Origin of the sequence: Cohnella abietis (genome assembly GCF_004295585.1) — a bacterium.
GTDB classification, from domain to species: Bacteria; Bacillota; Bacilli; order Paenibacillales; family Paenibacillaceae; genus Cohnella; species Cohnella abietis.
Genome location: NZ_AP019400.1, coordinates 1,998,325 through 2,012,633 on the forward strand (window position 1 = coordinate 1,998,325; position 14,309 = coordinate 2,012,633).

9 protein-coding genes are annotated in these 14,309 nt (G+C 45.3%); 8 read left to right on the plus strand and 1 reads right to left on the minus strand.

Annotated elements, in window-relative coordinates; translation table 11 throughout:
• The first annotated feature begins 29 nt into the window (after positions 1-29).
• Positions 30-1,844: a DNA helicase RecQ gene (gene recQ, locus KCTCHS21_RS08250; protein WP_130606675.1), complete on the plus strand. Its 1,815-nt coding sequence runs from the start codon at positions 30-32 to the stop codon at positions 1,842-1,844.
• A 90-nt stretch (positions 1,845-1,934) separates the two neighbouring features.
• Here the strand turns inward: recQ and KCTCHS21_RS08255 are convergent, their stop codons facing one another.
• Complete coding sequence (locus tag KCTCHS21_RS08255; RefSeq protein WP_130606677.1) at positions 1,935-2,543, minus strand: 3'-5' exonuclease; 609 nt, start codon at positions 2,541-2,543, stop codon at positions 1,935-1,937.
• 159 nt (positions 2,544-2,702) lie between these two features.
• Between KCTCHS21_RS08255 and KCTCHS21_RS08260 the strand changes: the two genes are divergently transcribed.
• From KCTCHS21_RS08260 to KCTCHS21_RS08290, 7 genes are all read left to right on the plus strand, one after another.
• Entirely contained in the window at positions 2,703-7,199 is a 4,497-nt protein-coding gene (locus KCTCHS21_RS08260; protein WP_130606679.1) for a choice-of-anchor I family protein, read from the plus strand.
• Between the two features lie 209 nt (positions 7,200-7,408).
• Positions 7,409-8,188: a DeoR/GlpR family DNA-binding transcription regulator gene (locus KCTCHS21_RS08265; RefSeq protein ID WP_130606681.1), complete on the plus strand. Its 780-nt coding sequence runs from the start codon at positions 7,409-7,411 to the stop codon at positions 8,186-8,188.
• Between the two features lie 2 nt (positions 8,189-8,190).
• Positions 8,191-9,189, plus strand: coding sequence for a histidinol-phosphatase HisJ family protein (locus KCTCHS21_RS08270; protein ID WP_130606683.1), 999 nt, complete (start codon positions 8,191-8,193; stop codon positions 9,187-9,189).
• An 8-nt stretch (positions 9,190-9,197) separates the two neighbouring features.
• Positions 9,198-9,965: an MgtC/SapB family protein gene (locus KCTCHS21_RS08275; RefSeq protein WP_130606685.1), complete on the plus strand. Its 768-nt coding sequence runs from the start codon at positions 9,198-9,200 to the stop codon at positions 9,963-9,965.
• A gap of 141 nt (positions 9,966-10,106) precedes the next feature.
• Positions 10,107-10,772, plus strand: coding sequence for a hypothetical protein (locus tag KCTCHS21_RS08280; protein WP_130606687.1), 666 nt, complete (start codon positions 10,107-10,109; stop codon positions 10,770-10,772).
• A gap of 156 nt (positions 10,773-10,928) precedes the next feature.
• Positions 10,929-12,356 carry a SulP family inorganic anion transporter gene (locus tag KCTCHS21_RS08285; protein WP_130606689.1) on the plus strand — a complete coding sequence of 476 codons (1,428 nt, stop codon included), beginning with the start codon at positions 10,929-10,931 and terminating at the stop codon, positions 12,354-12,356.
• Positions 12,357-13,321: 965 nt separating this feature from the next.
• Positions 13,322-14,149, plus strand: coding sequence for a lipase family protein (locus tag KCTCHS21_RS08290; protein WP_130606690.1), 828 nt, complete (start codon positions 13,322-13,324; stop codon positions 14,147-14,149).
• The last annotated feature ends 160 nt before the right edge of the window (positions 14,150-14,309 follow it).

Here is a 14,309-nt window from a genome sequence, read left to right on the forward strand (position 1 = left end):
CCCAATGTAGGGTTGTCAGGGAGGTCGAAATGAATTCAGCAGCGATAGAGGCTTTACGTACTTATTACGGTTATGACCAGTTTCGTGCGGGACAAAATACATTAATTGAAGCTATTCTTGAAGGTAAAGATGTTCTAGGCATCATGCCGACAGGAGCGGGGAAATCAATTTGTTATCAAATCCCTGCGATATTACTGCCAGGGGTTACTTTAGTTGTCTCGCCGCTCATTTCACTCATGAAGGATCAGGTCGATGCGCTGAATTCGGCGGGTATCGAGGCAACGTTCATTAATAGCTCGCTTTCTGTAAAAGAAACGAACGAGCGAATGAGGCATGTGGCGGCAGGTCACTATAAGCTTCTTTATGTTGCTCCAGAAAGACTAGAGTCTGAGTACTTCCGCGAGATGGTGAGGCAGCTTGAAATACCGCTCATTGCTGTGGATGAAGCGCATTGCGTCTCACAGTGGGGACATGATTTTCGTCCGAGCTATATGACAATAACGAGCCTGCTGCGCGACATTGAGCCGCGTCCGGTTATGGCAGCATTTACAGCGACTGCAACAGATGTTGTCAAGGATGACATCGTTGGCCGGCTTAGATTGCGCGAGCCTGTTAGAGTTACAACTGGTTATGCTCGTGATAACTTGGCGCTAACCGTTGTTCGTAATGCAGATAAACGTGATTATGTAGCTAGGTTTATTCAGGCGCATCCCGATCAGGCAGGAATTATATATGCATCAACCCGCCGCGAGGTGGAAAGTGTTTTTTCTTTCATTCATTCTTTGAAAATACCTGTTGGAAAGTATCATGCAGGGCTCCCCGAAGAGGAGCGTGCACAAACTCAGGATGCCTTTCAGAAGGATGATGTGCAAATAATAGTGGCTACGAATGCATTCGGGATGGGGATAGACAAATCTAACGTCAGATTTGTTATTCACAACAATATGCCGAAAAATTTGGAGGCTTATTATCAGGAAGCGGGTCGCGCTGGTAGAGATGGCGATCCGGGGGAGTGTGTGCTGCTCTTCTCTCCGCAGGATGTCGTAACGCAGAAGTTTTTTATTGATCAAAGCGAGGCAGGCGAGGAACGGAAAAAGAACGATTATCGGCTGCTTAATGAGATGGTGCAGTTCGCGCATACCGAGGATTGCCTTCAGCAGACGATCGTTACCTATTTCGGCGAGCAGGACAGTAAGCCATGCGGAACATGCGCCAACTGTACAGATTCGCGGGAGCTGAAGGATGTCACGGAGGAAGCGAAGTATATTTTCGCTTGCGTGTCGGAGATGAAGCAACGCTTCGGAATAACCTTAACAGCTAAAGTACTGCGTGGCGCAAATGATGCGAAAATCCGGCAGTTTAACTTCGACCGCCTAAGAACATACGGATTGCTGAAACATATTCCTGAGAAGCAGCTTACGCAGCTCATTCATGCCTTTGTTGCGGATGGTTACTTGCGAATGTCGGATACGGCTTATCCTGTCATTCAATTGACGGAGAAAGTACTGGATGTGATGAAAGGAAAAGAACTCGTCCATCGCCGGATAGAACCGGAGGCTCCAGCTGTTACTCGTAGCAGTAAATCGCGTTATGGTAGCGGTTCTTCTACATCCTCAGATGCTGTGACCAATACCGAGCTATTTAATGCTCTTCGCCAGCTGCGTAAACGAATCGCGGACGCTGAAAACATGCCGCCTTTCGTTATTTTCCACGATGCTACGCTTCGAGAAATGTGCCAACAAATGCCTCGGACGGAGAATGCCATGCGGGCTGTTAAAGGAATCGGGGACGCGAAATATACGAAATATGGACATGCCTTCCTAGAGCTCATTAAGCAATATTAATTTATCTATTCTATAGAAAAGGGACTAACCACAGGGTCTTCTCAGACCTAGAGGGTTAGTCCCTTTTCTCATGCGCTGGAAAGTATGTATTTAAGCATATTTAATCTCAATCGGGACGATGCTCGCATGCTGGGGATACCATTTGGGTACTCCATACTTTTTCATGTACCCAAGCACGTTTAAGTCTTTCTCCACGCTTTGTTCCTCATTCATCTTCTCAAGCAGCTTCCAGCAGGCATAGACGTCGTTGAGGGAGCGGTGCGCACCTTCTAGCTCGATGCCGTAGCGATTGCACATTTCTTTCAAGTTATGCGGATATGTATGACGGGCACGTGAGATCGTTAGCGTATCCAGAAACGAGTTGTTAAAGGATCGGTTAGCTAGTCTCAGTAAAGTATGGTGTAGAAAGCTTAGGTCAAACATAGCGTTATGAGCGACAATCGTGCTATCACCAATTAGTCGATTCAGAATGCGAAAGGCTGTTTCTTCATCCATGCCATTCACGAGATCCGCAGAGGTAATGCCTGTAATCTCGGTTATTTTAGGGGGGAGATTGCCATCGAAACGAATAAGCGTATTAAATTGGCTGACGATTTCGCCACCATAGCAACGGATGGCAGCCATCTCGATAACCCGGTCGCGGGCGGGATCCAATCCACTCGTCTCAAAATCGAGCACAGTAATGTTATCCAGCTTCACTTCTTATTTTCTCTCCTATCCTATTAACTAGTTCAACTTAAATATAGCTCTGTAAGAATATACATTACCATAATTAACAATCTCTTTACACAGCACAGGCAACAGAGTTTACGCAGCATCGCTATACTAAGTAAAACTATTAGAATAGGGGTGTAAAGCTTGAATCATTTTAGCCAGAAGAGCATGTCTCTATTGTTATCTGTAGCTGTACTAGTAGGAACCCTGTTTACGGGAACTGCGGCCACCGCTGCTCCTACAGCTCCATCGCCAACTGCAGTGCCTGGTACGCCTTACGATGAGAATGGGGTATATGACGTAACAGTTCCCCATGTCATCATTAACCAAGTATATGGCGCTGGGTTAGTTGCAGATATTGGTAATGAATATTTTACACATGGGTTTATTGAATTGTACAATCCTACGAATATCGATATTAGCTTGAATGGTTGGTCTATCCACTATGCGGATCGTGGAAGCAATGCCATTTCTGGTCCTACGGGAGATTGGATGAAGCTGACTCTGGATTCCGCTGCTGTCATTAAAGCGCATTCTTCCTATCTCATTACCGGAGCACCGACAGGTGCAACACCTCCTCCAAAAATCGATTTGTCGATAAGCGATAAGCAGTGGAGTGACAGATATATTAATAATAAAGGTCTTAAGGTTGTTCTTACGAGCAACAGCGCAGATCTGATAGGTAAAAATCCATTCCTTACTAAATCCGCCGCTTATGTCGATATGCTAGGAACAGCTGCGAATGAAACAAAAAATGAAACTGACATTGACGGCTACGAGGGAATACAGTATAGCAATAGCTATCCTAAAGGAGATGGAGGCCCTTCTAAGAAGAAAGCACTCCGTCGCGTCAATTTCATAGATACGGATAACAATGCTGCTGATTTTGTTCCTGTTAACTATGAAGATGCGATCAAGCTCGCTAATTCAGCGCTGCTCGCTAGCATTAAGCCCCGTAAAGGAGCAGACAATGCGTGGTTTGTTCCACTTGGTATTAGCAACATAACATTACCTGCGGCAGCGATTGGTACTGCTTATTCCTATTCGGTTGCAGGCTCTGTATATGGCGGACATTCGCCTTATGACATTAGCGTATCCGGTTTACCTGCAGGTCTATCTTATAGCAATGGTAAAATAATTGGTTCGCCCTCAGTAGGGACTTCCGGAACGGTAACGGCTGTGCTTCAAGTAACGGATAGCCAATCTGTGTCCGTAAGCAAAGCATTAACACTGGCAGTAGCTCAAGCCATTGATAATCTCGTCATTACATCAACTAGCTTGCCAACGGCAACGATTGGCCAACCTTATTTGGTTAATGTATCGGTTACCGGGGGGAATGCCCCTTTAACTTTTACAGCGACGGGTTTACCTTCAGGACTCACGATAGATGCTGCAACTGGTCTGATTACAGGAATTCCGGCAGAGGGCAAGGCTGGAACGATAAAGGTAAAGGTTACGGTGACGGATAATGCCTCATTCGTAAAAACAGCAGATCTACCGCTCACTGTATCACCAGCAGTTATTAATTACGTAGATACACTTAACGTGACCAAAATCGGTGGATACTCCGTAGGCACAACGAATGCGGACGGTGGCGTCGCGGAAATCGTTAAATTTAACAAGGATAATGGAAAGTTTTATTTGGTAAACGGCTCCACTACTCCTCCAACCTTGGATATTGTTAGCTTAACTACTAGCTCTACCTTAACTAAGGATAAGAGTATTAATGTTCAGGAACTGTCAGAAAGAGGCGGTAATTTCACTTACGGAGATTTGACTAGTGTTGATATTAACACGACAGTGAAGCGGATTTCCGTCTCCGTTCAGGAGAAGGATTACTCTAAACCAGGTAAAATTCTTGTTTTAGATTATGAAGGAAACTTGATTAAATCATACAATGCCGGTGTACAACCAGATATGATCAAGACAACACCGGACGGTAGATATATACTGACGGCGGACGAAGGAGAGCCGCGCTTAGGTTCAGGCAATGGCATCGTGGATCCTGAGGGCTCTATTACTATCGTAGATACGGTAACGGACTCGGTTAGTTTGGTAAAGTTCAATAATCCTGCTGTTATTGACGATGATGTTCATGTTCGCGGACCGGCGGGTGCTGACGGGATGATTACAACGAAAGGCACGAAGGCGGATGCTATTCGTGATTTCGAACCCGAGTACATTGCTTTGTCGGGTGATTATAAGAAAGCTTATGTGTCCTTACAGGAGAACAATGCTATCGCTACGATCGATATTGTGAATAAGGTCGTCGTTTCCGTTAAATCTCTTGGGTTTAAGGATTTCAATCAAACTAAGAATGTCTTAGATTTAGTTAAGGATGGCGCAATTAAGCTGGAAAATGTACCTTTCAAAGGTATGTATATGCCTGACGGTATTGCGACACATACCATTAACGGTAAAACATACTTGTTCACGGCTAATGAAGGTGATGCTACGGAATGGCCTGTAGAGAAACCATTTACGAGAACAAGTGCAACGACTGTAGGGGCAATTAAGGGTAAGCTGGACCCTGATTCAGAAGCTGCTAAATTCCTAGCGGATAAAGCTAAGATATATGATAAGGTCGAGGTTCTAAGCGATATGGGTACGGATAGTATCTATATGTACGGTGGACGCTCATTCTCAATTTGGGATATTGATACATGGTCTCAAATCTATGACAGCGGAAGTGATTTTGAGAGAATAACGGCTGACCGTCATGCTCAGTACTTCAACGCGGGACACAATAATCTAGAGCTTGATAGCCGGAGCTCCAAGAAGGGACCGGAGCCTGAGGATATTAAGACAGGTAAAGTCGGTAGCAGAACCTTCGCATTCGTCGGTTTAGAGCGTATCGGCGGTATTATGACTTATGACGTTACAGATCCAGCTAATGCGACCTTTGCAAACTACATTAATACTCGTGAATTTAATAGCAGTAACGTGCTTGGAACGGACACAGGACCTGAGGGGATTGATTTTATTCCTGCAGTCGACAGTCCAACGGGTCTGCCATTGCTGTTAGTTGCCTATGAGGTCGGTGGGACAGTAGCGGTATTGCAGCTTAATGTGACGAAGGTAGAGCTGGACAAAAAGGTAATTTCTACGAAGGTTGGGAATGCTTCAACGAAGATCATTCCAACGGTCACACCGGTTGGAGGGGGAGCGGCCACGGTAACGTGGACTTCTTCTGATAAAGCAGTTGCCACTGTTGATGTTAATGGAAATGTAACCCCGGTATCTGCAGGAAAAGCTACGATAACGGCATTGAGTGCTGATGGGTATGGTGAAGCGCAGGCTAACGTAACGGTAACTGCGGCAACGAACGGTAGCGGTCCCGGGGCGGGTAACCCTGGAACAGGGAATAGCGGGAATGGGAATACTGAAACCCCTAAACCACCAGTAACTTCAGGTGAGGTCACTAAAGCTGTTGTAGAAATCAAAGCAACTAAGGATAAGTCAGGAGCAGCGGAAGCCACTTTCACAGCTAAGCAAATAGCTGAGATTCTTGAGGCATTGAACAAGGCAGCGGCAAATGGGAAAACAGCGATACTGGAGTTAAAAGCAATCGGCACTGGAGATGCAACACAAACAAACATCCACATTGCGGGAGATTCATTAGCTCAAATTATCGCCAGCCAAGTATCTGAGGTAGCGTTAGATGGTTCTATTGGCTCGGTAACTTTGGACAAAACGGCGCTTTCCAGCGTCTTAGCAGCATCGGGTAAGGATGAAGTAATCATCACGATCAAGAAAACGGATGCTTCATTGGTCACCAAGGATCTTTCTCAAGCATCTAAAGATGCCATAGCGGCCGCAATCGGGACTAAACCGGTATTTGATTTGACGGTTAAGGCAGGCGGGAAGCAGATCACAACCTTCGGCGGTGGATGGGTCACAGTAAGTGCACCATATACGCCATCAGCTAGTGAAGATGTACATGCAATTGTGATCTACTACATTTCCGACCTGGGTGAGTTGATCATGGTACCTAACGGTGTTTATGATTCTGCCACTGGAAAAGTAACCTTTAATGTGAAGCATTTCTCCAAATATGCAGTGGGCTATAACAAGCTAAGCTTTGGTGATACAGGTTCGAGCTTTGCTAAGGATTTTATTACTTATCTATCGGCTAGAAACATTATTGGCGGGGTAGGCGACAACAAATTTGCTCCGACGAATCGGATAACCCGTGCGGATATTACTGTTATTCTGGCTCGCATGGCGGGCGCCGATCTTAATAAGTACACGGGCTCTAGCTTCTCAGACGTGGATACCGGCGCCTATTATTCCAAGTCTGTAGAGTGGGCAGTTGAGCAAGGGATTGCGAGCGGGATTGGTTCTGGATTGTACAATCCGAAGGCTTACGTTACGCGTGAGCAGCTAGTAACAATGATTGCGCGTTATGCGGCAGTTATGAAGTTCAAGCTACCTAATCATGTGGAAGCTATATCCTTCTCTGATCAGAGTAAAGTACCTGCTTATGCAGTAAGTGCATTGAAGGCAGTGCAGCAAGCAGGAATAATAAGCGGTAAAGCATCCGCAGGACAATCAGGAATTTTCTTTGCTCCTAAGGATAATGCTACGCGTGAGGAAGCTGCAAAGATATTAGCAACGCTGATGCAGATTATGAATAAATAGACACCGTATAAGTTGAATTGCGGACCTAGCGAATATTGCTGGGTCCGTTTCTTTTTGTGGGATTGTAGTTTCATACATGTTAAATTCAACATAAAACAAATAAATAGAAGATAAATTTTTGGTTTTATGTTGACTAAGTTGTTTGTAAGCGCTTATAATTTTCCTGTGGAGATATAATACAACATAAAGCCAAAAATAGGGTGAAGCTTATGTCGCTGTCATTTGAGAAGAGAAAGAAAAAAATATTAGAGTACTTGAGCAGGGAAGGCAAGGTTGAGGTTGTTATCCTTGCCGATGAGTTCAATGTGTCTACTGAAACGATCAGACGTGATTTAGAGCGTTTGGATAGCGAAGGAAAGCTGAAGAAGATTTATGGGGGAGCAATCAAAGTTAGGGCGGATTCTTTAGAGCTCCCTTTTGATCAGAAAACCTTAATCAATGCGAACGAAAAGGCGGCAATCGGTAAATATGCGGCATCCATGATCAATAATGGGGACACCGTCATGCTTGGCAACGGCACGACAACAATGGAGATTATCCGGAATTTAGCGACTCACAAAGACGTTACTATTGTTACACACTCTGCTCCGGCGATGCTGCTCGCTATGGAGATTTTTCCGGGACGTATTATATTTATAGGCGGAGAAGTGAATAAGCACCAGCAGACGACATCAGGGCCACTTTCAGATATGATGTTAAACCAATTGAGAGTGAATAAAACGTTTATTTCCGCTGGTGGAGTTTCATTGTTAGACGGCATTACGGATTATGAGCTTTCGGAAGCAACGATTTCACGGAAAATGATGGATCGGGCAGATGAAACTATTTTTCTGGCTGATTCAACTAAGTTCGGTAAGGCTACATTCGCCAATATTTGCTCATTGGATGATGTCTATACTGTTATATCGGATAGTCAATGCACTGATGAATGGAAACAATATATGAAGGATAGAGATATTACAATACTCATCGCAGATAAGGAGGACTAGTAGTGAAAGTTGATTTTCATTTCCACCTAGAGGAAGGACCTTACTCCTTCGGCTGGCTGCAAAGAACAGCAAGAGCATTAGAAATCGTACCGCAAGAAATGAAAACAAGCAGTGAACGAAATACCTTGCCTTGGATGGAGCATACTTTAGATCGGTTGAAGCTACGGTTAGAAGAAGGCTGTTTCTCAGAGAGGTGGCTGGAAGCTTATTTCGTGCAAGGGCAGAAGAAGGGCATTCAACGATTCGGCATGGTAGACCATTTGTACCGGTTTGATGAATTCCGCGATTATTACGAGAAATATATTTTGATGGATGATAGCGAGCTCGGGCGATTACAGAGGTATTGGTACGACAGGGTTCGAATTGGTTCAATTGATGATTTCCTAAATGCCGCACGGAAAATGCAGGCTAAAGGCTATCCGTTATCCATTGGTGTAGAAGCCGATTATTTCCCAGGCGGGGAAGCGGAGCTTAAGGAATTACTTGATAAGTATGAGCTGGATTATGTTATTGGGAGCGTTCATTTTCTAAATGGCTGGGGCTTCGATAACCCTGAGACTAAAGAGACTTATGAGAGCAAGGATTTGCTTGATCTGTACAAACATTTATTTGAGCATGTGAAAAGCGCGGCAAACTCGGGTTTGTTCGATATCATTGCCCATCTTGATAATTTGAAGGTGTTTAATTATAGACCGGATGAGCAAGCGATGATTGGTCTGTATGATGATGTAGCTGCAGCTTTGAAAAAGGCAAATGTGGCGTCGGAAATTAATACGGGACTAGCTTATCGTTATCCGGTTAAGGAAATGTGCCCAAGCCCAACCTTCTTAAGTAAATTATATGAGCATGGAGTACCGATAACTCTCAGCTCCGATTCTCATTATCCTGATGATATAGGCACTCTGCTGGATGAGGCTATCGTTTTAGCGAAGCAAACCGGGTATAAGGAAATTGTTTATTTTGAAAAAGGTAAAAGAATAAGCAGTCCGTTGGAAGATTGAGGCTGACTATGACAATTACTCCTGGTATTTGGGAAATTAGCCATGTCGAGCTTACAATTCGAATCGTATGTGCTCTAGTTATCGGCGGTTTAATTGGACTTGAGAGAGAGTGGGGAGACCATGCGGCAGGTTTCCGCACCCACATTCTCGTGTGCCTTGGCTCTGCTTTAATTATGCTTTTATCTATTTACGGGTTTAGCCAGTTTGCTTATGAAGCTAATGTACGAATGGATCCCGCGAGGTTAGCTGCACAAGTGATTAGTGGGATCGGGTTCTTGGGAGCAGGGACGATCCTTCGTACAGGTATGTCGATCTCAGGCTTGACGACGGCTGCTTCTCTTTGGGTAGTTGCAGCACTTGGTTTGGCTGTAGGAGCGGGCTTCTACTATGGTGCTTTGTTAACTGCCTCTCTAGTGCTGATCAATTTGTTTTTTTTGAATAAGCTTGAGAAGCTCTTCACACGGAAAAGAAAAATAATAGAAGCCAAGCTCACAATGAAGGACTCTTCAGGGCAATTGCAGCTGGTAATGGGGAAAATAGAGCATTATGGCGCAGCCATAATCAGCATAACAGCGGATTCAATTAAACAGGATAAAGAAGAGCCCTTGCTGCAGCTTAATCTAAAGCTAAAAGTCGAAAAATTCAAAAAAATCCCTCAGCTTCTGGATGATCTAAGGCTCCTTGATGGAGTGTCTCAGATTAGCTACCAGCTAGTGGATGCTAAAGTGCATAAAACAGCAAAAGCGAGCAAAAAGGAATCCAATGCTCAGTTCTGAGGCGCGGGAATATAAGCTTGTTTTTATTTCGTTCCTATTTGTTGACTCTTTTTCTTCGTGATGATACAGTAGCTACTGCTCTTTCGCCTATTATGGGATATAATAAGAGTTAACGCGTTTCAGTCTCGAGGAGGATTACCTTTGAATCAAACGATTACGATTAATAAAAAAGAAATAGCCGTAAGCTTTACGAACTATTTCGATTCTGAGCTTGGAGAATTTCTGTTCAAACAAGTCATGTGCGATGTATATATGCCTGGGAACGAGGTTGTTCCGATTGCGGTAGAGAAGGAGCAAATCAAGCGCGTGGTCGAGGGGTTCAAGAACCGTCCTGAGCTACATGACGAAATCCCTAAAGAAAATATTAAAGGAAAATCGTATTATGTTATTAATACGAGGATGCGTCATGATCTTGATTGGCTTAAAGGAAACAAGCCTGAGCGACCGATTTCACTTGCTGAGCATGAGAAGCTTAAAGCCGACGAAGCTCGTGGCATTAAGCCTGCTGCAGTGAAGCCTGTAGAAACGATAGAGCCGTCAGAGCCTGAGCCGGTTGAGCTGAAAGCGCCTGAGTATACAGACAACAGACGCAAATTTCTACTAGCCAAAGGCTTCAAGCATAATCTTGCAACGAACAATTGGGAAATTAAAGATATCCGGTTTCCCGATTCGAAGATAGATAAATCAAATTCTGATGAAGAGTTCGCCGACGGTATGAACCGCTTGCTTGACGCATCTTATCAGAACCACCTTAAGCGCAAGGCTAAGCCTGCTGCTAAGACGAATGAAAGCAAAGCTTCTGAATAATTTCAATAATGCCGTTTCCTCAGTTCGCTGAGCGAGGCGGCTTTCTTTTTTATAGAAGTTTAGTGTAATCAGTAAGGTAGACGGATGCTGCAATCCGGGGTATCATCAACAAGTGCATTTATAGGCATTTAAAGCAGCTAGAGAAGGAGCAGGACCATGCTTGAACGAATACGATTTAATTGGTTTTCTAACGTACGAGCAGACGTGTTAGCAGGAATCACGACTGTACTAGCATTAATTCCGGATTCGCTGGCATTTGCTTTTATCGCGGGTGTAAATCCCATGATTAGCATCTATTCGACGATTAGCATACTAGTGCTAATTTCTATATTTGGTGGAAGACCGGCGATGGTTTCTTCGACTGCGGGATCTATGGCTGTATTAATGACGGCACTTGTCGCACAGCATGGCGTAGAGTACCTGTTCGCAGCTACCATCCTTACAGGGGTCATTCAGCTTGGAATGGGATTGCTGAAGATGGGGAGATGGATGAGCTTTGTGCCGCACTCCGTCATTACTGGATTCATCAATTCGCTGGCCATTCTTATTTTTGTTTCACAGCTTCGCTATTTCGAGGGTCAGTCATGGATGATGTACGCTATGGTCGCCGCGACTTTAGCTATTATATATATTTTACCGAAATTCACTAAAGCTGTGCCTTCACCTTTGGTTGCGGTCGCATTTATGACTATTGTCGTCGTATTTATGCAGTTGAATTTAAGCACGGTAGGCAGTCTAGCTAATATCGAGCCTACAATCCCGTTCCTGCACATTCCTAGCATCCCCTTCACGCTGGATACGCTGTGGATTTTACTGCCGACCTCTCTATCTCTGGCTATCGTCGGATATTCAGAAACGCTTCTGACGCAAACGATTATTGATGAGATGACGGAGGAGAAAACAAGCAAGGACAAGGAGATGAGGGGACAAGGTATAGCCAATACAGTTACAGGCTTCTTCGGTGGAATGGCTGGCTGTGCGCTGATTGCGGAATCCGCTATTAACGTTAAGGTCGGAGGGCGGGGAAGGCTCTCTACTTTAGTTGCTGGTTTAGTGCTGTTTATACTGGTATTCGTGCTGGATGATGTGTTGAACAGTATTCCGATTGCGGCGCTAGTTGGCGTTATGATGATGGTGTGCATTGAAATTTTTGACTGGAATTATTTCCGAAATATTCGCAGCAAGCCGGTAGCCCACACTGCAATTATGCTTATCACAGTAGCAATCGTTGTTGTGACCCGCGACTTGGCGATCGGTGTTATTGTCGGAGTTATCCTGAGCGTGCTTGTTTATGCTTACCGTTCCGCCACTCAGCTCGAAATTCACGAAGAGCTTGACGGAGACGAGAAAATATACAGAGTGCGGGGGCAGCTATTCTTCGTCTCCAGCGATACACTCCTTGACCGAATCGACTTTAATGACGATAACGATAAAGTGTGCCTAGATCTAACAGCTACTCACGTCTGGGACCACACGGCCGCCAAAACCTTGGACAAGATTGTCGATCGGCTTAAGAGCAAAGGCAAAGATGTCCGTGTGCTACATCAAGTCAGTAAGCCGAAACTAGGGATAAAGAGTTCGTAGGTCGCTCCGCTTAACTCTGTCTCAAACATACCTCAGTAGCATGAATTAGTCTGCCACGCCGCTTAACTCTGTCTCAAACGTGCTCCAGTGGACGGAATTGGTCGTAGTCGCCGCTTAACTCTGCCTCGAGCGTGCCCCAGTGGACGGAATTAGTCGTAGTCGCCGCGTAACTCTGTCTCAAACGTGCCCCAGTGGACGGAATTAGTCGGAGTCGCCGCGTAACTCCACCTCAAGCATACCCCAGTAGTAGTAATTAGTCGGTCCCCCCGCGCAACTCCGGCTCAAACATGCGCCAGTAGCAGCAATTAGTCGGAGTCGCCGCGTAACTCTGTCTCGAGCGTACCCCAGTAGCATGAATTAGTCGGAGTCGCGGCGTAACTCTGTCTCAAACGTGCCCCAGTGGACGGAATTAGTCGTAGTCGCGGCGTAACTCTGTCTCACACGTGCCCCAGTGGACGGAATTAGTCGGAGTCGCCGCGTAACTCTATCGCAAACGTGCTCCAGTGGACGGAATTAGTCGTAGTCGCGGCGTAACTCTGTCTCAAACGTGCCCCAGTGGACGGAATTAGTCTGCCACGCCGCGTAACTTTGTCTCGAGCGTACCCCAGTAGCATGAATTAGTCGGTCCCCCCGCGCAACTCCTGCTCAAACATACCCCAGTAGCAGCAATTAGTCGTAGTCGCCGCGTAACTCCGTCTCAAACGAGCACCAGTAAGCAGCAATTAGTCTGCCACCCCGCTTAACTCTGCCTCGAGCGTACCCCAGTAGCAGCAATTAGTCGTAGTCGCGGCGTAACTCCGTCTCAAACGAGCACCAGTAGCAGCAATTAGTCGACCACGCCGCACTAGCAAGCCGTCATACTTGCGGGATATACCTTGCATGTTGAAATTCCAGTGTGCATGTATGCACCATTTGCCTAAATTCTTAATAAAGTATGAGAATAGAAGCAAGTGGAGGTTGAACATATGGCAAATAGCGGATTTGATAACCGGACAGCCATTTTCCTAGCTTCCGTCTGCAGCCAAACTTACGCGCAATTTAATAATCCTGATGGCTATTTCGTAGTGCCGGCATATTATGAGGTTGTATCCACATTTCGAGCGAATTCTTTAGCTGGTGCAGCAGAGAAATTCGGATTTATTATTCAATCAGCGAGTGATATCATCGTAGCATTCAGGGGTACGAGCTCGACAACGGATTGGATTGCCAACGCCATTGCCAGTCAGTCGAAATACAAATGTGTAAAAGGTGCAGGTCAAACTCATCGCGGGATGTCGAGTATTTATTATTCCGCCCGCAATCAAATCTTGGGTGTCTTAAACAAGCTTGATTCGTCAAAAGCATTATTCATTACTGGTCACAGCCTTGGAGGGGCACTTGCCACTTTATGTGGACTTGACGTTGCGGTGAATTCCCCTTTTCGCAATCCAGTCGTATACACCTTCGGCTCGCCACGAGTAGGTGATCCGACATTCGCGAAAGCATTTTCAGGTGAGGTTCAGCACAGCTATCGGGTGAATAACCGATTTGACGTCGTTACGCATTTGCCACCACAAGTCTATAGTCCTCCGAAGAGTGATGCTACTTACCACTACATGCATGTTCGAAATTCCGAGCCTCTTTCCTTCAATAATGGTTCCGTGCCGAACAACCACATCATTAGTAGCTATTATTCGGAGCTCTCCAAACAGAGCCCGCTATACTCAGAGGAGCTTAGTATTCGGAATCCCGGTCTTTGCCCAGTAACGGATAGAATGTACCCGCTAGGGCTTGGACAATTCGGAACATTCTGATTAAGCCATTTATCAACAACCGTTCTCTAGTGAATAGGGGACGGTTTATTCTGTTACGCAAGAATTTATAAGCATCACAAGTATCCATTCCTGAATCTTTCGCTAATCCAAAGGACATCGGTAGATGCTTCTACTTGGTGTAGACAGCAAATTCGTTCAT

Coding starts and splice junctions, on each gene's coding strand:
- KCTCHS21_RS08290 (WP_130606690.1), top strand. CDS start 13,322: ATGGCAAATAGCGGATTTGATAACCGGACAGCCATTTTCCTAGCTTCC.
- KCTCHS21_RS08285 (WP_130606689.1), top strand. CDS start 10,929: ATGCTTGAACGAATACGATTTAATTGGTTTTCTAACGTACGAGCAGAC.
- KCTCHS21_RS08265 (WP_130606681.1), top strand. CDS start 7,409: ATGTCGCTGTCATTTGAGAAGAGAAAGAAAAAAATATTAGAGTACTTG.
- KCTCHS21_RS08275 (WP_130606685.1), top strand. CDS start 9,198: ATGACAATTACTCCTGGTATTTGGGAAATTAGCCATGTCGAGCTTACA.
- recQ (WP_130606675.1), top strand. CDS start 30: ATGAATTCAGCAGCGATAGAGGCTTTACGTACTTATTACGGTTATGAC.